Below are 20,220 nucleotides of genomic sequence, written 5' to 3'. Positions count from 1 at the left end.
CGCACCGGCCGTGCGCGGGCGCGTCCGTCGGCCGGACCAGGTGGCTCCGCGGCGCCCGGCGCGGGCGCGCTGCGTCGCGGGGAGCCCGCTGGGCGTGATGCATCAGGGGCACCCCCAGGCGCCCATCACCCATGAGGGGCACCCTCAGCAGAGTCGAGTCTGCTGAGGGTGCCCCTGAGGCGGGTCCTACGCCTGAGGGTGCCCCTCATGGAGCCGACGTGGCCCTGAGGGTGCCCCTCATGGAGCCGACGCGGCCTGGGGGTGCCCCTCATGGGGCAGGGACGAGCCCGCAGCGCCGGCGGCGTCAGGCGGAGCCCGCCCCCGCCGCCGCGGCGGCGGCCGCGATGTCGGTGCGGTGGTGGCTGCCCGGCAGGTGGACGCGGGCGACGCCGGCGTACGCAGCCTCGCGGGCCGCGGCGAGCGTGGGGCCGGTGGCGGTCACGCTGAGCACCCGTCCGCCAGCGCTGACGACCTCGCCGTCGACGAGCCCGGTGCCGGCGTGCACGACGTAGGCGGGGGGCTCCACGTCGCCGAGCCCCTCGACCACGTCGCCGGTGCGCGGCGCGGCGGGGTAGCCCTCGGCGGCGACGACGACGGTCACCGCGGCCTCGTCGCGCCAGCGCAGCGGCTCCTGGTCGGCGAGCCGCCCGATGGCCGCCGCCCGCAGCAGCTGCCCGAGGGGGCTGCGCAGCCGGGCGAGGACGACCTGGGTCTCCGGGTCGCCGAAGCGGGCGTTGAACTCGACGACCCGCACGCCGCGCGAGGTCAGCGCGAGGCCGGCGTACAGCAGCCCCTGGAACGGCGTGCCGCGGCGCGCCATCTCGTCGACCGTCGGCTGCAGGACCCGCTCGAGCACCTCCTCGACGAGGCCGCGCGGCGCCCACGGCAGCGGCGAGTAGGCGCCCATGCCGCCGGTGTTGGGCCCGCGGTCGCCGTCGAGGGCGCGCTTGGAGTCCTGCGCGGGCTGCAGCGGCAGGACGTACGACCCGTCGGTGACGGCGAAGAGCGACACCTCCGGCCCGTCGAGGAACTCCTCGACGACGACCCGCCCGCCGCAGGCGGCCGCGTGGGCGAGCGCCTCGTCCCGGTCGTCGGTGACGACGACGCCCTTGCCGGCGGCGAGGCCGTCGTCCTTGACGACGTACGGCGCCCCGAACGCGTCGAGCGCCTCGGCGACCTCCTCGGCGGTGTCGCACAGCCGCGACATCGCGGTGGGCACGCCGGCCGCGGCCATGACCTCCTTGGCGAACGCCTTGGAGCCCTCGAGCCGCGCGGCCTCGCGGGAGGGCCCGAAGCAGGCGACACCGCGGGCGCGCACCGCGTCCGCCACGCCGGCGACGAGCGGCGCCTCCGGGCCGACGACGACGAGGTCGGCGCCGAGGTCGACCGCGAGCTGGGCGACCGCCTCGCCGTCGAGCGGGTCGACGTCGCGGGTGTCGGCGACGACGGCGGTGCCCGCGTTGCCGGGCGCGCACACGACGGCGTCGACCTCGGGGTCGGCGGACAGGGCGAGGACGAGGGCGTGCTCGCGCGCGCCCGTACCGATGACGAGGGCCTTCACGGGCGGCCAGCCTAGGGGGCGGGCGGCACCGCTCAGAGCATCGCGTCGACGACGGCGAGCGCCTCGTCGAGGATGCCGAGCCCCTCCTTGGCCTCCGCGTCGCTCACCGTGCACGGCGGGACCACGTGCAGCCGCCCGCCGTTGGTGAAGGGCAGCAGCCCGCGCTCCTTGCAGACCGCGACGAGCGCGCCCATCTCCGCGCTCGACCCGCCGTAGGGCGCGAGGGCCTCGCGGGTGCCGCGGTCGCGGACCAGCTCGAGCGCCCAGAAGACGCCGAGGCCGCGGACCTCGCCGACGACCGGGTGGCGCTCGGCGAGCTCGGCGAGCCCGGGGCCGAGGACCTCCGCGCCGACCCGCGCGGCGTTCTCGACGACGCCCTCGTCGGCCATCGCGGTGATCGTCGCGACCGCGGCGGCGCAGGCGAGGGGGTGGCCGGAGTACGTGAGCCCGCCCGGGTAGGGCCGCTCGTCGAACGTAGCGGCGACGTGGTCGCCGATGAGGACGCCGCCGAGCGGGACGTACCCGCTGTTGACGCCCTTGGCGAAGGTCATGAGGTCCGGGACGACGCCCCAGTGGTCGCGGGCGAACCAGGCACCGGTGCGGCCGAACCCGGCCATGACCTCGTCGAGGACGAGCAGGATGCCGTGGCGGTGGCACAGCTCGCGCACCCCCGCGAGGTAGCCCGGCGGCGGCAGCATGATGCCCGCGGTCCCCGGCACCGTCTCGAGCAGCACCGCGGCGATCGTCGAGGGGCCCTCGAGGGCGACGACCTGCTCCAGGTGCTCCAGCGCGCGGGCCGACTCCTCCTCCTCGGTCGTCGCCCAGAACGGGGAGCGGTAGAGGAACGGCCCCTGCACGTGCACGACGCCGGCGCTCGCGGTGTCGTTCGCCCAGCGCCGGGGGTCGCCGGTGAGGTTGATCGCGGTCTGCGTGCCGCCGTGGTAGCTGCGGTACGTCGTCAGCACCTTCGGGCGGCCGGTGTGCAGGCGCGCCATGCGCACCGCGTGCTCGTTGGCGTCCGCCCCGCCGTTGGTGAAGAACACCTTGCCCAGGCCCTCGGGCGCCCGCTCCACGACGAGCCGGGCGGCCTCGCTGCGCGCGGCGTTCGCGTGCTGCGGGGCGACGGTGCACAGCAGCGCCGCCTGCTCCTGGATCGCCGCGACGACCCGCGGGTGCTGGTGCCCGATGTTGGTGTTGACGAGCTGGGAGGAGAAGTCGAGCAGGCGCCGGCCCTCGCCGTCCCAGAGGTACGACCCCTCGGCGCGCGCCACCACCATCGGCCGGTGGGGGCCCTGCGCGACCCAGGAGTGGAAGACGTGGGCGCGGTCCAGCTCGTACGCGCGCCGGCTGGCCTCGGGGTCGACGTCCGTCATGCGCGACAGCGTAGGCCCGAGGCGGGACGGGTACCGGGGTGCGATGTTCCTCTTCTTCAGCAACCGGCTCGGCTGCGCCGGCTCCCTGCTCCTGTCCCTCGTGCTCACCCTCGTGCTCATCGCGGTGCTGACGGCGCTGTGACCTCGCGCAGCAGGGCCGCCACCGAGCCGGCGTGGGTGTACGGCACGTTGTGCGACCCCGGCAGCGTCGCCGCGCGCCCCCGCGGGGCCAGCGCGGCGAGCTGCTCCAGCCACGGGCGCGGGCAGAACCGGTCGCCCGCCCCGGCGGCCGCCACGAGCGGCACCCCCACCCGCGGCACGAGCTCCTCGGGCCGGTCCGCCATCGCGCTGAGCACCATGGGGACGAGCCGCGCCCGGGCGCGGGCGAGGTCCGGCAGGGCGTACGGCACCTGCGAGGGCGCGTCGCGCGCGTAGGAGCCCGGCACGGCGCGCAGCAGCCCCGGCACGGTGCGGCAGCCCGGCGCGAAGGTCGGCCCGACGAGGACCAGCCCCGCCAGCGGCGCCGGCACCTCGACCGCCGCGCGGAGCGCCGCCTGCGCCCCCGTCGAGTGCCCGGCCAGCAGCACGGGCCCGGGGCGGGACCGCAGCCACTCCGCCACGGTCGCGGCCATCGCCGGCACGGTCGGGGCGCACACCAGCGGCCCGGGGCGCCCGAAGCCCGGCACGTCGAGCACGGTCACCCGCGTCCACGCCGCCAGCAGGGGCACCAGCCGGCGCAGGTAGCCGGGCAGGCCGAGCCCGGGCACCAGCACCACGCCGGGCACCCCGGGCACCGGCTGCCCGGCGACGCGGGCGCGCAGCCCGCGGGGCCCGCTCAGACCAGCGGCCTGAGCTGGACGGTCGCCTCGCGGTCCGGCCCGACGCCCACCGCGGAGATCGGCGCGCCGGACATCTCCTCGACCGCGCGGACGTAGCGCTGGGCCGCCGGCGGGAGGTCCTCGAAGGTGCGCGCGCCGGAGACGTCCTCGCTCCAGCCGTCGAGCAGCTCGTACACCGGCTGCGCGTGGTGGAAGTCCGTCTGCGTCATCGGCATCTCGTCGAAGCGGCGGCCGTCCACCTCGTACGCCACGCAGACCGGCACCTTCTCCCAGCCGGTGAGCACGTCGAGCTTGGTGAGGACGAAGTCGGTGACGCCGTTGATGCGGGCGGCGTAGCGGGCGACGGGGGCGTCGTACCAGCCGCAGCGGCGGGGGCGCCCCGTCGTCGTGCCGAACTCGCCGCCCTTGCGCCGCAGCGCCTCGCCGTCGTCGTCGAAGAGCTCGGTGGGGAACGGGCCCTCGCCGACGCGGGTCGCGTACGCCTTGACGACGGCGATGACCCGGTCGATGCGGGTCGGCGGGATGCCCGAGCCGGTGCAGGCGCCGCCGGCGGTCGGGTTGCTCGACGTGACGAACGGGTACGTCCCGTGGTCGACGTCGAGCAGCGTCGCCTGCCCGCCCTCGAGCAGCACCGTCCGGCCCTCGTCGAGCGCCCGGCCGAGCACGAGCGGGGTGTCGGCGACCATCGGGCGCACGCGGTCGGCGTAGGACAGGAACTCCTCGACGACCTCGTCGACGTCCACCGCGCGGCGGTTGAACACCTTCACGAGCAGCTGGTTCTTCTGCGCGAGGGCGCCCTCGACCTTCTGGTGCAGGATCTTCTCGTCGAAGAGGTCCTGCACGCGGATGCCGACGCGCGACATCTTGTCGGCGTACGTCGGACCGATGCCCCGGCCCGTCGTGCCGATCCGCCGGCTGCCGAGGAAGCGCTCGGTGACCTTGTCGAGGGTCCGGTTGTACGGCGCCACGAGGTGCGCGCCGGCGCTGAGCAGCAGCCTCGAGGTGTCGACGCCGCGGGCCTCGAGGCCCTCGAGCTCCTCGAAGAGGACGCTGAGGTCGACCACCACCCCGTTGCCGATGACCGGGACGACGCCCGGGGTGAGGATGCCGCTCGGCAGCAGGTGCAGCGCGTACTTCTCGCCGCCGACGACCACCGTGTGGCCGGCGTTGTTGCCGCCGTTGTACTTCACGACGTAGTCGACCGCCTCGCCCATGGCGTCGGTCGCCTTGCCCTTGCCCTCGTCGCCCCACTGGGCACCGACGAGCACGATCGCGGGCATGGGCAGTCCTCCGGGGCTCCGGTCTCCGCCCCGGGGCGCCGCGCGACGGGCATGATGCGGGGCGGTCGGGGGCGCTGGCGAGGAGAGGTTAGCGGAGGATGACGACAGGGCGAGCGCCCGACGAGCTGCTGCTCGTGCGCAACGCGGCGGCGGGCACGGCGGACGACGAGGCCGTGGGGGCCGCGCTGGAGGTGCTGCGCGCCCGCGCCGCCGTGGAGGTGGCCACGACCGGGTCGCCCGGGGAGCTCTGCGACCTGCTGCGCGGCCTCGGGGGGCGCACGCTCGTCGTCGCGGGCGGCGACGGGTCGGTGCACGCGGCGGCGACGGCCCTGCGCGACGAGGGCCTGCTGGACCCCGCGCGCGCCGTCGGGCTGCTGCCGCTCGGCACGGGCAACGACCTGGCGCGGTGCCTCGGCGTGCCGCTCGACCCGCGCGCGGCGGCCGCCGTGGTCCTCGACGGGCGGGACCGCGCCCTGGACCTGCTCGAGGACGACGAGCGCGGGCTCGTCGTCAACGTCGTGCACGCGGGCGTGGGCGCCGAGGCGGCGCGGCAGGCGACCGCGTGGAAGGAGCGCGTCGGCGCCGCCGGGTACGCCCTCGGCGCCGCCCTCGCGGGCGCCCGCACCGAGGGGTGGGAGCTCACCGTCGAGGTCGACGGCCGGGTCGTCGCGGACGGCGACCCGGTGCTCATGGTCGCCCTGGGCACCGGCACCACCATCGGCGGCGGCACCCCCCTGCTGCCCGACGCCCGCCCCGACGACGGGCTCGCCGACGTCGTGCTCGTCCGCGCCGTCGGGCCCGTGGCGCGGGCGGCGTACGCCCTGCACCTGCGCCGGGGCGAGCACGTCGACCGCGACGACGTCGACGTGCTGCGCGGGCGGACCGTGCGCGTGGCCGGCGGGTTCCCCGTCAACGCCGACGGCGAGGTGTCGGGGCCGTACGACGAGCGGACCTGGACGGTGCGCCCGCGGGCGTGGGCGCTGCGCGTGCCGGCTCAGCCGTAGCGGCGGGCCAGCTCCTCGCCGAGCAGGCGCCCCGACCCGTACGCCCCCGCCACCCGCGAGGGCGCGTTCCAGCCGTCGCCGCAGAGGCCGACCCCGACGTCGGAGAGGAACCACGGCTCCTCGCGGGCCCGCGCGGGGCGGGCGAGCGACCAGCGGCGCACCTTGACCCACGACGGCTCGCGGCCCACCTCGAGCAGGTCGCACAGCGCGCCGAGCAGGGCGGGCACCGCCGCGTCGGGGTCGTCGAGGTGGTCCGCGGCGAGCGCGGCGGTGGAGTGCGCGACGAGCACGGGCGCGCCGTCGCCCCGGCGCCGGCCGTCGTCGGCGACCCAGTCGAGCACCGGCGAGCCGTTGACGAAGACCCCGTCGACCTCGGTCCAGGAGCGCTCGGACCAGCCGGCGTAGAGCGCGAGGCACGGCTCCCAGTCGGTGGAGGCGGCCGCCTCGACCGCGCCGTCGAGCTCGTCGCTCATGAGGTCGGCGGCCTGCGGGCCGGGCATGGCGAGGACGGCGGCGCGCACCGGCGTGCCGTCGACGCTCGGGCCGGGGCCGACGTCCTCGACCTCGACGCCCTGCTCCACGACGAGCCCGCGCGCGAGGTCGTCGACGAGCGGGCGCAGCCCGGCGGTGCCGGCCCAGCGCAGCGGCCCGGCCTTGGTGCCGGTGAGGGTGCCGCCCTCGGCGACGTGGAAGGTGTCGGTCCAGCGCCGGGCGAGCCCGCGCTCCTCCCAGCCGGCCACGACCGCGGCGAACGCGTCGTCGCCCTCGGGCACGGTGAAGTACGACGCCCCGATGTCGACGACGTGCCCGTCCACCTCCCGGACCGCCATGCGCCCGCCGATCCGCCGCCCGCGGTCGTACACCACCACGGGCAGGCCCGCGGCCTGCAGCGCCTGCGCGCACGCCACGCCGGCGATGCCGCCGCCGACGACGGCGAACGGCCGGTCGCGGTCCCGGGGGTCGCTCACATCCACCGCCGGGCGGGGGCCGTGACCGCCTCGAGGGTCTTCTGCACCGGCGAGCGGCGGCGCCAGCGCTCGAGGTCGATGCGCCGGCTGCGCCGCAGGTCGTCGTCGAGGTCCCGGTCGAGCTGCGCGGTGAACGCGTCGTCGAGCACCACCATCACGACCTCCTCGTCGTGGTCGAGCGAGCGGCGGTTGAAGTTCGACGACCCGATGATGCCCGCGTAGCCGTCGATGGTCATGACCTTGGCGTGCATCATCGACGGCTGGAACAGCCAGACGTCGACCCCCGCGTCGACGAGGGTCGCGTACACCGCCTCGCTGGCCAGCTGGCACGCCCGCTTGTCCGCGTGCGGCCCCGGCAGCAGGAGCTCCACCTGGACGCCACGGGCGGGAGCCTTGCAGAGCGTGTCGAGGAACGAGCGGTCGGGGGCGAAGTACGCCGTCGCGATGCGCAGCCGGTGCTGGGCCGACTCGAGCGCCACGTGGAACGCCGACTGCATGTCGTCCCAGCCCAGGGAGGCCGAGCCCCGCACGACCTGCACCGTGCTCGAGCCGCGCTGCTCCTGCACCGGGAAGCGGTCGCGCTCGTCCCACAGCCCGCGCCCGGCCTCGGCCCAGTCCTGCAGGAACGCCGAGGCGAGGCCGGTGACGGCCGGCCCGACGACCCGTACGTGGGTGTCGCGCCACTCGGTCTCGTCGCGCGCGTCGCCGCACCACTCCTGGGCGATGCCGACGCCGCCGGTGAACGCGACCTCCTCGTCGACGACGAGGACCTTGCGGTGCAGCCGGTGGTTCTGCTTGAACGGCGACTTCACCAGCGGCTTGCGGAACCACTCGACGTGCACGCCGGCGCGGTCCATCGCGTCGACCAGACCGTTGTCGATGAGCCGGCCGCCCAGGGCGTCGATGAGCAGGCGGACCCGTACGCCCGCGCGGGCCCGCTCGGCCATGGCCGCGGCGAACTCGCGGGCGATGTCGCCCTTCCAGTAGACGAAGGTCATGAGGTCGACCGTGGAGCGGGCCCCGCGGATCGCCTCGAGCATCGCCGGGAAGATCCGGTCGCCGTTGCGCAGGATCGTCAGGTCGTTGCCCTCCGTGAAGGGGGTGCCGACCGTCGTCTCCATCCGGCGGCGGAGCACGTCGCAGGGGTCGGGCTCCGTCCGATCGCGCACGTCCGTCACGGGCACAGCCTCACACGAGCCCCCGCCGCGACGCCTCCCGCCCGGCCTGGAAGCGCGTCGTGGCCCCCAGCTCGTGCATGAGCTGCGCGGTGCGGCGGCGCACGGTGCGCAGCGACACCCCCAGCCGGCGGGCCACCGTCTCGTCCTTGGCGCCGAGCGCGAGCAGCTCGAGCAGGGCGCTGTCGCGGGCGTCGGCGGGCCGGCCCTGCACCGGCGTCGGCAGCGGCGAGGCGTGGTGCCACGCCACGTCGAACAGGTCGCGCAGGGTCGCCACGAGCGCGGGCGTGCGCACGAGCAGGTGCCCGTCCGTGCCCGGCGCCGCCGGCATCACCGCCCCCGCGTCGCCGAAGACGAGGAACGAGCGGTCCACCGCCGCCGCGACCCGCGCCGCGCCGCCCCGGCGGGCCTGGCGGCGCAGCCGGTCCAGCTGGGCGTCGTCGTCGAGCACCGCCACCGGGTACACGACCCGCACCGTCCGCCCCGCCAGCAGCCGGCCGAGCAGCTGGCCCACCCGCTCGTCCGCCGCGGCGAGCCAGTCGGGGGCGCAGTGGACCCGTACGGGCCCCGTCGTCGTCGCCGCCAGCTCGGCGAGCGCCCCGAGCGCGCGGTCCGGGTCGAGCGCGGCCAGGGCCTCCTCCGCGCGGGGGCGCCCCTGCCCCGCCGCGTGGTCGAGGAGGAAGTCGCCCACCGTGGAGCGGGCGTCGACGACCTCGCGCAGCCGCCGCTGCAGCCGCGACTCCTCGCGGTCCAGCAGGCGGCCGACCGCGGTCTCCGGGGCCAGCGCGACGTACGACCCCGCCGCCTCCCGCACGAGGCGGGCCGCGAGCAGCGGGTGCGCCGCCCGGTCCACCTCGGCCTCCCCGGCCCAGCCGAGCAGGTCGGCGAGGTCGTGCCGCGAGCTGCCGGGGCGGCGCAGCAGCGCCCGGTAGAGCCGCTCCGCGCGCTCGTCGATGCCCCACGGGGTCAGCAGGCCGTCCATCGGGTGGCAGGTTACGGCCATTGGCGCGTGTCGGCCGTTGTACGCAGCGTGAGAACGGGGCATCCTGACCGGGCACGACCGGGGGGCCGCGGCAGGGGCGGTCCTCCGGTCGTGCCCCCAGCGCCCGGCGCCCAGGGGGTCACTTCCCAGGGGTCACTGGTCGCCGAGGGCCTGCGCGGCCTCCTCGCTGGAGTCGCGCAGGAACTGCGCGCAGCGCTCGGCCTCCTCCTGCTCGCCGATCGCGCCCGCGGCCCGCCCCAGCGCGTGCAGGGCCCGCAGGAACCCCCGGTTCGGCGCGTGCGCCCACGGCACCGGCCCGTGCCCGCGCCACCCCGCCCGGCGCAGCGCGTCCAGCCCGCGGTGGTAGCCGGTGCGGGCGTACGCGTACGACTCCACGACGCGCCCCGCCCCGTACGCCCGGTCCGCCAGCTCCGCCCACGCCAGGCTCGACGCCGGGTGCGCCGCCGCCACCTCCGTCGGGTCGGCCCCGCCCTCCAGCGCCTCCCGCGGCGCCGGGTCGTCGGGGAGGTGGGTGGGCGGGGGGCCGGCGAGGAGGTCCTTGTGCATGCCCCCCATCCTGCCGGGCCTGCCCGTGTCGACCACGCGAGGCACCCGTACGGGTGCCGACCGAGGCTCACGAGCCTGGGCAGGCACCCGTACGCCTAGGTCGGCGAGCCCCGCGCGGGGCCTCAGGAGGCCGCGCGCGGCCACCGCGCGGACCGCGCGAACGCGCCCAGGACGCGCCGGCGCACGTCGTCCGGGCGGTCGAGGTCCGCCCAGACGACCCGGACCACCTCGTAGCCGAGCCCGCGCAGGCGGTCCTCGCGCCGCTTCTCGCGCCAGAGCGCGTCGGCGGGGTCCCCCTCGAGGCCGTACTTCGCGCGGCCGTCGAACTCGACGACCGTCCGCTGCTGCTCGAAGAGCAGGTCGACCCGGCCGACCAGGCCGTCGTGGTCGCGCAGCTCCACCTGGGTGCGGACCGGCGGCAGGCCGGCCCGGGCGAGGAGGAGCCGTACGAGGGACTCCCCGGGCGACTCGGCGCCACCGTCGGCGAGCGCGAGGGCACGACCGGCCGTACGGGAACCGGACCAGCTCGCGCACGCGAGGTGCACGCGCCGGAGCTCCTCGCGGTCGACCCCGCGGTGCAGCACCGCGTCGAGGACGACGAGCGCCTGCGCGAGGGTGCTGCGGCGCGCGATGTCGATCGCCGTCCGTGCCAATGACGTCACGGGCCGCCCGTCGACCTCGACGACCTCGTCCGGCCGCAGGGCCGCGGCGTGGTGGCGCACGCGCGCCTCCGTCCGCGAGGAGCCCAGGTCGGCGCGCGTCACCTCGACGTGGCCGAGGTCGGGGTCGAGCAGGTCGAGGCCGTGCACCACGGCCGCGGACACGTGGCTCACGGCCGCGCGGGCACCGAGGACGAGGAGCACGCCGTCGACGTGCACCCGGTGGGTGGCGCGGGGGTCCCCGCGGGTGCGCCACGCCTCGGCGTAGACGCCGCGCCGCAGGCGGACGAGCACCCCCGCCCGCAGCAGCCGCTGCAGCTCGTCGAGCTCGACGCCGTGGTGCCGCGCCTGCGCGGTCGTGAAGGGGCCGTGCTGGCGGGCGGCGAGGGCGAGCAGTCCGGGGTGCACCGGCGCAGCATGCCGGGGCGCGGCGGCGGGCGACGGCTCCCGTCCACAGGGGCGGGTGCCGGACATGGCGTACGGGTGCCGGCCAAGGCTCGTGGGCCTCGGTCGGCACCCGTACGGGTGCTTCACGTGGTCAACAGGACCAGCCGGGCGTGGTCAGCGCGACCACGCGGGCGTCACTTCGCGATCGCGGTGCCCGTGGAGCGCAGGTTCTCGCAGGCCTCGACGACGCGGGCGGCCATGCCGGCCTCGGCGAGCTTGCCGTAGGTGCGCGGGTCGTACGCCTTCTTGTTGCCGACCTCGCCGTCGATCTTCAGCACGCCGTCGTAGTTCTTGAACATGTGCTCGACGACGGGGCGGGTGAAGGCGTACTGCGTGTCGGTGTCGATGTTCATCTTGACCACGCCGTAGTCGAGGGACTCGCGGATCTCCTCGAGCAGCGAGCCGGAGCCGCCGTGGAAGACGAAGTCGAACGGGCGCTCCTTGCCGGCCTTCTCGCCGGCCGCGTCCTGCAGGTCCTTCAGGACCGAGGGGCGGAGCTTGACGTTGCCCGGCTTGTAGACGCCGTGCACGTTGCCGAAGGTCGCGGCGAGCAGGTAGCGGCCCTTGTCGCCGGTGCCGAGCGCCTCGACGGTGCGGACCGCGTCACCGGCGGTCGTGTAGAGCTTCTCGTTGATCTCGTTCTCGACGCCGTCCTCCTCGCCGCCGACGACGCCGATCTCGACCTCGAGGATGATCTTCGCCTTCGCGCACTCCTCGAGGAGCTGCTCGGCGATCTCGAGGTTCTCGGTGAGCTCGACGGCCGAGCCGTCCCACATGTGCGACTGGAACAGCGGCTCGCGCCCGGCGGCGACCCGCTCCTGCGAGATCGCGAGGAGGGGGCGGACGTAGCCGTCGAGCTTGTCCTTCGGGCAGTGATCGGTGTGCAGCGCGATGTTGACCGAGTACGCCTTCGCGACGTGGTGGGCGTACTCGGCGAGCGCCTCCGCGCCCAGGACCATGTCCTTGACGTTCGACCCGGAGAGGTACTCCGCACCGCCGGTCGAGATCTGCACGATGCCGTCGCTCTCGGCCTCGGCGAAGCCGCGGAGGACCGCGTTGAGCGTCTGCGACGACGTCACGTTGATCGCCGGGTAGGCGAAGGACCCGGCCTTCGCCCGGTCGATCATCTCGGCGTAGACCTCGGGGGTTGCGATGGGCATGTCGGCTGCTCCTGCTGCTGGTCGACGGGGAGCGCGGACGACGGCGGCCGCGACGTGCGCCACATCCTCCCACGGGCGGGGACCGGGCCGGCACCGCGCCGCCACGGCCCCCGACGGGCCCGCGGGGGTGCGCGGGCTCAGCGCCGTCGTCTGCTGAGGAAGGTCTGCACGACCACCACGACGATGAGGAACGCGCCGCTCACCACGGACTGGTACGACGAGCCCAGGCTGCCGATCTGGTTGATGACGTTCTGGATCACGCCGAGGAGCAGGACGCCGCACAGCGTGCCGCCCGTCGTCCCCGCGCCGCCGGTGAGCAGCGTGCCGCCGATGACGACCGCGGCGATGGCGTCGAGCTCGAGGCCCACGCCGACCGTCGGCACGCCGGACGAGGACCGCGCCGCGAGCATCGCGCCGGCGAACCCCGCGAGGGTGCCCGACAGGACGTACGCGAGGAGCTTGGCGCGCTGCACGCGCATCCCCATGAGCGTCGCGGCGTCCTCGTTGCTGCCGACCGCGAGCACCGTCTGCCCGAACGCCGTGCGCTGCAGCAGCAGCGCGCCCAGGGCGAACAGGCCCAGCGCGACGTACACGGGGTAGGCGATGCCGAAGAGCTCGCCCTGCCCCAGCCGGCTGAACGACGAGCCCTGCGGCACGAGGAAGACCTCGGCCCCGGAGTCGGTGATGGTCAGGGTGAGCCCGCGGGCGAACAGCAGCGTCGCGAGGGTCACGATGAACGGCGCCATGCCGCCGCGGGCGATGAGCAGGCCGTTGACGAGCCCGATCCCGCCGCAGACCACGAGGGGCACGAGCAGCGCGGCCCACGTGCCGTGCTGCGAGCCCCAGGCGGCCAGCACGCCGCCCAGCGCGTAGACCGAGCCCACCGACAGGTCGATGCCGCCGGTGATGATGACGAACGTCATGCCGAGCGCGATGACCGCCAGGAACGCCGACTGGATCGCGATGTTGCTGAGGTTCGCGCCGGTGGCGAAGGTGTCGAAGGCGAAGGACGCGACGAGCACGACGAGCACGAGCACCGCGAGGGCACCGCGCTCCTGCGCCGCGCGGGCCGCGCGCTCCCAGCGCGACTCCTGCACGCCGCCGTCGGTGATCGGCGCGCCCGGCGCGAGGCTGCTGCCCGCCGGGGTGCCGGTGGCGCTGCTCACTGGCCCGTCCCCCGTCCGCGCTGCACGTAGACGGCCGCCACGATGATGGCCGCCTGGATCATCTGCGCCGCCGAGTCCGGCACGTCCTGCGTGATGAGCGTGACCCGGATGAGGTGCATGAGCAGGGCTCCCGCGACCGTGCCGAGGATGCGCACCCTCCCGCCGCTGAGCGGGGTCCCGCCGACGACGACCGCCGTGATGGCGCTCAGCTCGATGAGGTTGCCGATCGTCGACGGGTCGCTGGCCTCCAGGCGCGCCGTGGCGATGAGGCCGGCGACGCAGGCGAGCAGCGCCGAGATGACGTAGACGACGATGAGCACGCGGCGCACCGGCAGGCCCGCGAGGTCGCTGGCCGTGCGGTTGCCGCCGATCGCCACGAGCTGGCGGCCGAAGGTCGTGCGCCGCACGAGGAACGCGACGAGCAGGGTGAGCACGAGGGCGACCAGGACGACGTACGGCACCCCCAGCAGCTCGTCCGAGCCCAGCGCCAGCAGCGCCTCGTTCTCGATGTCCTTGGACTGCCCGCCGGCGAAGACCAGCGCGAGGCCGCGCCCGCCGACGAGCAGGGCCAGGGTCGCCACGATGGGTTGGACCCCGATGACGGCCACCAGCCAGCCGTTGACCACGCCCACGCAGGCGGCGACCGCGAGGGCCGCGAGGACGGCCGGCAGGGCGCCGTACCCGAGGTAGAGCGGCACGACCGCGGCGGTCAGCGCCATGACCGAGCCGACCGACAGGTCGATGCCCTCGGTGCCGATGACCAGCGCGAGCCCCAGCGCGATGATGAGCACCGGGACGACCTGGATCGCCTGCGTGCGCAGGCTCGCGACGGTGAGGAAGTTCGGCGTGATGACCGCGTTTACGACGACGACCGCGGCGAGCGCGACGTAGACGCCGTTCTCCTGCAGCCAGGCGAGCGTCCGTGCCCGCTGCGGCGAGGGCGCCGGCGGCGCCAGCGTGTCAGTCATCCGCCCGCCCCGGCGCGGCGGCGGCGAGCATGCCCATGAGTCGATCCTCCGTGACCTCGTCGCCCTCGAGCGCGCCCACGACCCCGCCGTCCTTGAGGACGACGACCCGGTCCGAGCCCTCGAGCAGCTCCTCCATCTCGCTGGAGATCAGCACCACGCCGATCCCCTCCCGCGCGAGCTCCTCCACCAGGGCCTGCACCTCGGCCTTGGCGCCGACGTCGATGCCGCGGGTGGGCTCGTCGAGCAGCAGGACCTTGGGGCCGGTGGCGAGCCAGCGGGCGATGAGCACCTTCTGCTGGTTGCCGCCGCTGAGCTCGGACACGCGCTGGTCCGGGCTCGACGCCTTGATCCGCAGGCGCTCCATGAACGTGCGCACGACCGCGTCCTGCTTCGCTCGCGAGACCAGCCCGCGCCGCGACAGCTGCGGCAGCGCGGCCAGGACGATGTTCTCCCGCACCGAGAGGTTCGGGATGATGCCCTCGACCTTGCGGTCCTCCGACAGCAGCGCGACGCCGGCGCGCAGCGCCGCGCCGGTGCTGCGCCGGCGCAGCGGGGCGCCGTCGACCACGACCTCGCCGCTGTCGAGCGGGAACGCACCGGCAACCGCTTTCGCCGTCTCGCTGCGCCCCGCGCCCAGCAGCCCGCCGAGGCCGACCACCTCGCCGGGTCGCACCTCGAAGGACACCCCGTGCAGCGCGTGCCGGCTGCGCAGCCCGTCGACGCGCAGCACCGGCTCCCCGCCCTGCGCCGCCGCGTGCCCGCCGAAGCTCGTCGCGCCCTCGCGGCGCACGTCGGAGCTGTCGCGCCCCAGCATGAGCGAGACGAGCTCGAGGCGCGGCAGCGGGGCGAGGTCGCCGGTGTGGACCACCCGCCCGTCGCGCATGACCGTCACGCGGTCGCAGATGCGGTAGAGCTCGTCCATCTTGTGGCTCACGTAGAGGATCGCCACGCCGCGCTCGTGCAGCATCCGGATGACCCGGAACAGCACCTCGACCTCGCGCGGCTCCAGCGAGCTCGTGGGCTCGTCCATGATGACGACCTTGGCGTCGACGGACACCGCGCGCGCGAGGGCGACCATCTGCTGCAGCCCCAGGCCCAGCGAGCGCAGCGGGCGCGTGACGTCCAGCTCGATGCCGTACTCGGCGAGCAGCGTGCGCGCTTCGCGGTTCATCCGCGCGAAGTCGATGAGGCCGAACCGGCGCGGCTCGCGCCCGTAGAAGATGTTGCGCGCCACGCTCTGCAGCGCGATGAGGTTGACCTCCTGGTAGATGGTGCTGATCCCCGCCTCCTGCGCCGCCGCGGGGCGGGCGAAGCGGACCGGGCGGCCCTCGTACCGGAGCTCGCCGCCGTCGGGCTGGTAGACGCCCGTCAGCACCTTGATGAGGGTCGACTTGCCGGCGCCGTTCTCGCCGACCAGCGCGTGCACCTCGCCCGGGCGCAGCGCGAACGCCACCCGGTCCAGCGCGGTGGTGCCGCCGAAGCGCTTCACCGCGTCCACGACCTCGAGCACCGGGGCGGCCCCGGCCCCGGGCCGGGCGCCGTCCTGCACGCCGTCCTGCACGTCTGCTCCGTCCTCGCGTCGGCGCGCGCCGCCCTCCCTGGCGGGCGCGACTGCCTGGCCGTCCTGCGACCGCGCGGGCGCCCCTGCCGCGTACGGCCGGGGCGCCCGCGGGCTGCGTCAGTACGCGTTCGCGACGTCCTGCTCGGCGTTCTCCGGGGTGTACTCGTCGTCGGCGATGATGACGTCCTCGGGGATGGCCTGGCCGTCGTAGAAGCTCTGCGCGGTCTGGAAGGCCAGCGGGCCGAAGCGCGGGTTGGACTCGATGACGGCGTTGATCTCGCCGTCGACGACCGCCTCGACGGCGTTGCGCGTGCCGTCGATCGACACGACCTTGACGTCCTCGCCCGGGGTCTTGCCGGCCGCCTTGAGGGCGACGATCGCCCCGAGCGCCATCTCGTCGTTCTGCGCGTAGACCGCGTCGATGTCGGGGTTGGCCTGGATGAGCTGCTCCATGACCTGCTGGCCCTTGTCGCGGGCGAACTCGCCGGTCTGCTGCGCGACGATCTCGATGCCCGGCGCCTCGGCCTCGATCTGCTCGACGAAGCCGGTGGTGCGGTCGGTCGTGACGTTGTTGCCGGACGAGCCGAGCAGGATCGCCAGCTGCGCCTCGCCGCCCGTCGCCTCGATCATCGCGTCGGCGGCGCGCCGGCCCTGCTCGACGAAGTCCGAGCCGAGGAACGCGAGGTAGTCCTCGCACGCCGTCGCGTTGATCTTGCGGTCGATGGTGAGGACCGGGACGTTCTTCGCCCGGGCCGCCGCGAGCGCCGGCTCGAGGCCGTCGGAGTTCAGCGGCGCCACGATGAGGAACTGCGCGCCCTGGGCGAGCATGTCCTGGATGTCGGCGATCTGCTTCGACAGCTGCGAGTTGGCGTTGGTGACGAGCAGCTGCTTGACGCCCAGCCGCTCGGCCTCGTCGCGGATCGACTGCGTCTCGGCGATGCGGAAGGGGTTGGCCTCGCGCTCGGACTGCGAGAAGCCGACGACGGCGTCCGTGAGGTCGAGCGGCTCGGCGCCGTAGTCCTCGAGCGTGCAGCCCTCGCCCGCGGGGGCGGTCGGGGTGACGACCTCCTGCGCCGCGCCGGTGGGCGCGGGGCCGGCGCTCGACGTGCCCGAGCCGTCGTCCTCGGAGGAGGTGCAGGCGGTCAGGGTGAGCGCGAGGGCGGCGGCCGCCGCGAGCGCGGCCGAGCCGGCCCGGCGGGGGTGGGTGGACCTCATCGTCGACGTACCTCCAGGTGCTGCCGCGGCGGCGCGGCGGGGTCTGCGTGGCCGGCCGGGACGTGTGACCGGGGCAACAGGCCCATCTGAGCGTGAGCGATCAGAGTTGTCAAGCGTTCGAAACCGAACCGGTACCGCTCGATCAGACCGGGGTGGTCGGGTCAGGCGCCGGGGGCCTCGGCGGCGACCGTGCCGGGCGGTGCCCCCGCGCCGTCGCCCGCGGGCACGTGCGCCACGTGCACGGCGACCCCGCGCCGCCGGAAGCCCTCGAGCAGGTGCTCCGGGGTGCGCGCGTCGGTGACGAGGTGCGTGATCGCCTCGACCGGCACGGTCTGCACCATCGTCTCGACGCCGACCTTGGTGTGGTCCGCGAGGACGACGACCTGCTCGGCGGCCGAGACCATCGCCCGGTCCACGCCCGCGACGTGCAGGTTCGGGGTGGAGAGCCCGCGCTCGGGCGAGAGGCCGTTGCCGGAGAGGAAGAGGCGCCGGGTGCGCATGCTCGCCAGCGTCTGCTCCGCCCCGCTCCCGACCAGCGCGTAGATCGACCCGCGGACGGTGCCGCCGGAGACGACGACGTCCACGCCGCGCGCCGAGGCGAGCGCGTACGCCACGAGCAGGGAGTTCGTCATCACCGTGAGGTCGCTGCGGCGGATGAGGTGCTTGGCCAGGGCGTGCGTCGTGGTGCCCGCGCCGACGGAGATCGCGTCGCCGTCGCTGACGAGCTCGGCGGCGACCGCCCCGATCGCGGCCTTCTCGGCGGACGCGAGGCCGGCCTTGTCGGCGTACGTCGCCTCGTGGCTCAGCCCGCCGACCACCACGGCGCCGCCGTGCCGGCGCCCGAGCAGCCCCTGGGCCTCGAGGAGGGAGAGGTCGCGGCGCACGGTGACCTCGGACGTGCCGACCGTCCGGGCGAGCTCCTTGACCGACACCGCGCCGTTGGCGGCGATGTGGTCGAGGATGATCTGCCGGCGTTCATCCGCGAACATGTCCGGAAGCGTAGACGGCATGGCAAGCCCCCGGGGCGCCGTCGGTGACGGCGCCCCGGGGGTCGCGGGCGGGCCTGCGGGCGGGCCCTGCGCTCAGGCGCTGCGGGTCACGCCTCACCCATGACGAGGCCCTCGATCGTGTGCTTCTGCGTGATCGGGGTCAGCTCGTCGACGACCGGGCAGACGAGGTGGTCGCGCACCCGCTGCGGCAGGGACTCGTAGTAGCCGCGGGTGACGGCCATGTCGTGGTGCTCGGCGTTGCCGGCGCCGGGGGCGTCGATGCCCAGGACCAGCACCGGGCGCGACTTCTGCGACTCGTTCTTCGTGCCGCGGTGGATGGTCAGGGCCGAGCGGGCCGAGATGTCGCCCATCTGCGGGTACTTGCGCACCGCGCGCTCCTCGTAGCGGGCGTAGTGCGACTTGGGCGGGAACATCCCGTGGTTGAACTCGTCCGACCAGTCCCACTGCGTGCCCGGGGCGATCTCGAACGGGCCCATGTCCTCCTCGGTGTCCACCGCCGTGAGGTTGAAGGCCAGCGAGGTCAGCCGCCCGGTCGTGCGGGTCTCCTCGGGCATGGGGAAGTCGCGGTGCCACGGCTGGTTCATCGCCCCGGCGAACGGGATGTCGAACCCGACCTCGACGATCTGGTAGTCCGGGCCGAGCACCGACTCGCACACGGTGCGCACCCACGGGTGGTCGACGAGGTCGACGAAGCCGCGCAGCTGCTCGGGGTGGATCTCGACGTACCACCGGTTGGGGCCGCGGCCCACGGCGCCGCCCTCGCGGGAGCGGGCCTCCTGGAACGCCGCCTCGATGTCCTCGCCCATGCGGGCCGCCCACTCGCGGGTGAACGCGCCCTTCTTGGCGGTGATGCCGTCGGTGTAGAGCGCCTCGACGATGCCCCGCACCTCCTCGTCCGCACCCTCGGGCACGGGGATGCGGTCGGTCTGGCGGACGTCGGTGAGCGTCATCGGTCCTCCTGGTCGCGGGTGGTCGCGGGGCCGCCGCTGAGGTGGGGGTGCGGCGTGCGGCGCCGGGTCGAGGGGCGCCGGGCGGGCGTCGTCCCGCCGTCGACACCTACGTTGCCACGTGGCAATGCCACGTGGCAAGGGGTAGCGCCGGATCGGCTGGCACGATGGCGGGGCGCGGCCGTCCGCCACCTGCGCATGATCACCGCGGGGTGGGGGCGGCGGCGGGCGCACCGGCGGGGCGGGCCGCGGCAGGGACGCTGCGTCGGAGACGCAGCGGTATGGACGGCGTACGGACGAGGAGGCGGGACCGGCGGTGGGACCGAGCATGCGCGACGTCGCGGCCCTGGCCGGGGTGTCCCCGCGCACCGTCTCCAACGTCGTCAACGGCGCGGCGCACGTGGCGCCGGGCACGCGGGCCCGCGTCGAGGAGGCGCTGCGGACGCTGCGCTACCGCCCGAACGCCGCGGCCCGCAGCCTGCGCCGCGGGCGCTCCGGCCTCGTCGCCCTCGTCGTGCCGGAGGTCGGGTCGCCGTACTTCGGCGAGGTCGCCGCGCGCCTGGCCGACGTGGCCGAGCGGCGGCAGTGGACCCTGCTCATCGAGCAGACCGGCGGCGACCCGGCCCGCGAGCGGCGGCTGCTCGACGGGGTGCGCGCCCAGCTCGTCGACGGCGTCGTCTTCAGCCCCTGGTCCCTGGGCCCCGACGAGATCGCCGCCCGGCGCGACACGGCGCCCATGGTCCTGCTCGGCGAGCGCGGGCCCGAGGGGGTGGCGGACCACGTGGTCATCGACAACGTCGCCGCCGCGCGCGACGCGACGGCGCACCTGCTCGCGCTGGGCCGGCGCCGGGTCGCCATGCTCGGCGCCGCCTCGGGGGTCGGGGAGGACACCGCCCGGCTGCGCCGCGAGGGCTACCGGCAGGCGCTCGCGGCGGCCGGCCTCGCACCCGACCCCGCGCTCGAGGTGCCGGTCGGCGCGCTGCACCGGGCCGACGGGGCCCGCGCGCTCGAGGCGCTGCTCGACGCCGGCACCGAGGTCGACGCGCTCTTCTGCTCCACCGACGAGCTGGCCCTCGGCGCGCTGCGCGTCGCCCTGCGCCGCGGGCTGCGGGTGCCGGACGACCTGGCCCTCGTGGGGGTCGACGACATCGAGGACGGGCGCTACGCGACGCCGTCGCTCAGCACCGTCGCGCCGGACAAGGAGGCCGTGGCCGAGGAGGCCGCGCGGTGCCTGGCCGAGCGGATGGACGGCGCGGCGGGCGAGCCCCGTACGGTCCTGGCCGGGCACCGGCTCGTCCCCCGCGAGACGACCGGCGCCGCCCGGGCACCCGCCTGAGG

Annotated in this window: 18 protein-coding genes; 2 read left to right on the top strand and 16 right to left on the bottom strand. The window is 75.5% G+C overall.

What is annotated here, in order from left to right; genetic code table 11:
• Positions 1-304 precede the first annotated feature (304 nt).
• The 4 genes from purD to D5H78_RS15105 all read right to left on the bottom strand — a co-directional run bounded on the left by purD (position 305) and on the right by D5H78_RS15105 (position 5,053).
• Positions 305-1,561 (bottom strand): phosphoribosylamine--glycine ligase, encoded by a 1,257-nt coding sequence (gene purD / locus D5H78_RS15120; RefSeq protein WP_119951316.1) that lies wholly within the window; start codon positions 1,559-1,561, stop codon positions 305-307.
• Between the two features lie 32 nt (positions 1,562-1,593).
• A complete protein-coding gene (locus D5H78_RS15115; protein WP_119951315.1) occupies positions 1,594-2,934 on the bottom strand; it encodes an aspartate aminotransferase family protein in 1,341 nt (446 codons plus the stop codon).
• A 116-nt stretch (positions 2,935-3,050) separates the two neighbouring features.
• Positions 3,051-3,710, bottom strand: coding sequence for an alpha/beta fold hydrolase (locus D5H78_RS15110; RefSeq protein ID WP_165865763.1), 660 nt, complete (start codon positions 3,708-3,710; stop codon positions 3,051-3,053).
• A 59-nt stretch (positions 3,711-3,769) separates the two neighbouring features.
• Complete coding sequence (locus D5H78_RS15105) at positions 3,770-5,053, bottom strand: adenylosuccinate synthase (protein ID WP_119951314.1); 1,284 nt, start codon at positions 5,051-5,053, stop codon at positions 3,770-3,772.
• A gap of 98 nt (positions 5,054-5,151) precedes the next feature.
• Between D5H78_RS15105 and D5H78_RS15100 the strand changes: the two genes are divergently transcribed.
• A complete protein-coding gene (locus D5H78_RS15100) occupies positions 5,152-6,057 on the top strand; it encodes a diacylglycerol/lipid kinase family protein (RefSeq protein ID WP_119951313.1) in 906 nt (301 codons plus the stop codon).
• On the opposite strand, the gene D5H78_RS15095 is transcribed toward D5H78_RS15100, so the two are convergent.
• From D5H78_RS15095 to D5H78_RS15040, 12 genes are all read right to left on the bottom strand, one after another.
• Complete coding sequence (locus tag D5H78_RS15095) at positions 6,048-7,025, bottom strand: NAD(P)/FAD-dependent oxidoreductase (protein ID WP_119951312.1); 978 nt, start codon at positions 7,023-7,025, stop codon at positions 6,048-6,050. The two genes, D5H78_RS15100 and D5H78_RS15095, sit on opposite strands and share 10 nt — an antisense overlap.
• A complete protein-coding gene (locus D5H78_RS15090; protein WP_425472961.1) occupies positions 7,022-8,209 on the bottom strand; it encodes a phospholipase D-like domain-containing protein in 1,188 nt (395 codons plus the stop codon). Before D5H78_RS15090 ends, D5H78_RS15095 begins: the two co-directional genes overlap by 4 nt.
• 4 nt (positions 8,210-8,213) lie before the next feature.
• Complete coding sequence (locus D5H78_RS15085) at positions 8,214-9,182, bottom strand: helix-turn-helix domain-containing protein (RefSeq protein ID WP_119951311.1); 969 nt, start codon at positions 9,180-9,182, stop codon at positions 8,214-8,216.
• Positions 9,183-9,335: 153 nt separating this feature from the next.
• A complete protein-coding gene (locus tag D5H78_RS15080) occupies positions 9,336-9,749 on the bottom strand; it encodes a DUF3151 domain-containing protein (RefSeq protein WP_119951310.1) in 414 nt (137 codons plus the stop codon).
• Between the two features lie 122 nt (positions 9,750-9,871).
• Complete coding sequence (locus tag D5H78_RS15075) at positions 9,872-10,816, bottom strand: type IV toxin-antitoxin system AbiEi family antitoxin domain-containing protein (protein WP_165865762.1); 945 nt, start codon at positions 10,814-10,816, stop codon at positions 9,872-9,874.
• A gap of 173 nt (positions 10,817-10,989) precedes the next feature.
• Positions 10,990-12,015: a class II fructose-bisphosphate aldolase gene (fbaA, locus tag D5H78_RS15070; protein ID WP_119951308.1), complete on the bottom strand. Its 1,026-nt coding sequence runs from the start codon at positions 12,013-12,015 to the stop codon at positions 10,990-10,992.
• 137 nt (positions 12,016-12,152) lie between these two features.
• Positions 12,153-13,181 (bottom strand): ABC transporter permease, encoded by a 1,029-nt coding sequence (locus tag D5H78_RS15065; RefSeq protein WP_119951307.1) that lies wholly within the window; start codon positions 13,179-13,181, stop codon positions 12,153-12,155.
• Positions 13,178-14,149 (bottom strand): ABC transporter permease, encoded by a 972-nt coding sequence (locus D5H78_RS15060; protein ID WP_119951306.1) that lies wholly within the window; start codon positions 14,147-14,149, stop codon positions 13,178-13,180. Before D5H78_RS15060 ends, D5H78_RS15065 begins: the two co-directional genes overlap by 4 nt.
• The gene (locus tag D5H78_RS15055) at positions 14,142-15,710 is read right to left on the bottom strand and encodes a sugar ABC transporter ATP-binding protein (RefSeq protein WP_218566657.1); all 1,569 of its coding nucleotides are present in this window, start codon (positions 15,708-15,710) and stop codon (positions 14,142-14,144) included. The genes D5H78_RS15060 and D5H78_RS15055 overlap by 8 nt, the downstream gene beginning before the upstream one ends.
• 117 nt (positions 15,711-15,827) lie before the next feature.
• Complete coding sequence (locus D5H78_RS15050; protein ID WP_119951305.1) at positions 15,828-16,925, bottom strand: ABC transporter substrate-binding protein; 1,098 nt, start codon at positions 16,923-16,925, stop codon at positions 15,828-15,830.
• 161 nt (positions 16,926-17,086) lie between these two features.
• Positions 17,087-17,914: a DeoR/GlpR family DNA-binding transcription regulator gene (locus D5H78_RS15045; RefSeq protein WP_119951304.1), complete on the bottom strand. Its 828-nt coding sequence runs from the start codon at positions 17,912-17,914 to the stop codon at positions 17,087-17,089.
• Between the two features lie 107 nt (positions 17,915-18,021).
• Positions 18,022-18,885 carry a phytanoyl-CoA dioxygenase family protein gene (locus D5H78_RS15040; RefSeq protein WP_119951303.1) on the bottom strand — a complete coding sequence of 288 codons (864 nt, stop codon included), beginning with the start codon at positions 18,883-18,885 and terminating at the stop codon, positions 18,022-18,024.
• Between the two features lie 313 nt (positions 18,886-19,198).
• Between D5H78_RS15040 and D5H78_RS15035 the strand changes: the two genes are divergently transcribed.
• Positions 19,199-20,218, top strand: coding sequence for a LacI family DNA-binding transcriptional regulator (locus D5H78_RS15035; RefSeq protein ID WP_119951302.1), 1,020 nt, complete (start codon positions 19,199-19,201; stop codon positions 20,216-20,218).
• Positions 20,219-20,220 lie beyond the last annotated feature (2 nt).

Origin of the sequence: Vallicoccus soli, from assembly GCF_003594885.1 — a bacterium.
Classification (GTDB): Bacteria; Actinomycetota; Actinomycetes; order Motilibacterales; family Motilibacteraceae; genus Vallicoccus; species Vallicoccus soli.
Note: the sequence above shows the minus strand (reverse complement) of the source record. Positions and strands in the feature narration are given on the sequence as shown.

Bases quoted from the DNA above. Each gene is read 5' to 3' on its own strand.
- D5H78_RS15115 (WP_119951315.1), bottom strand. From the start codon at position 2,934: ATGACGGACGTCGACCCCGAGGCCAGCCGGCGCGCGTACGAGCTGGAC.
- D5H78_RS15105 (WP_119951314.1), bottom strand. From the start codon at position 5,053: ATGCCCGCGATCGTGCTCGTCGGTGCCCAGTGGGGCGACGAGGGCAAG.
- D5H78_RS15100 (WP_119951313.1), top strand. From the start codon at position 5,152: ATGACGACAGGGCGAGCGCCCGACGAGCTGCTGCTCGTGCGCAACGCG.
- D5H78_RS15085 (WP_119951311.1), bottom strand. From the start codon at position 9,182: ATGGACGGCCTGCTGACCCCGTGGGGCATCGACGAGCGCGCGGAGCGG.
- D5H78_RS15080 (WP_119951310.1), bottom strand. From the start codon at position 9,749: ATGCACAAGGACCTCCTCGCCGGCCCCCCGCCCACCCACCTCCCCGAC.
- fbaA (WP_119951308.1), bottom strand. From the start codon at position 12,015: ATGCCCATCGCAACCCCCGAGGTCTACGCCGAGATGATCGACCGGGCG.
- D5H78_RS15060 (WP_119951306.1), bottom strand. From the start codon at position 14,149: ATGACTGACACGCTGGCGCCGCCGGCGCCCTCGCCGCAGCGGGCACGG.
- D5H78_RS15050 (WP_119951305.1), bottom strand. From the start codon at position 16,925: ATGAGGTCCACCCACCCCCGCCGGGCCGGCTCGGCCGCGCTCGCGGCG.
- D5H78_RS15045 (WP_119951304.1), bottom strand. From the start codon at position 17,914: ATGTTCGCGGATGAACGCCGGCAGATCATCCTCGACCACATCGCCGCC.
- D5H78_RS15040 (WP_119951303.1), bottom strand. From the start codon at position 18,885: ATGACGCTCACCGACGTCCGCCAGACCGACCGCATCCCCGTGCCCGAG.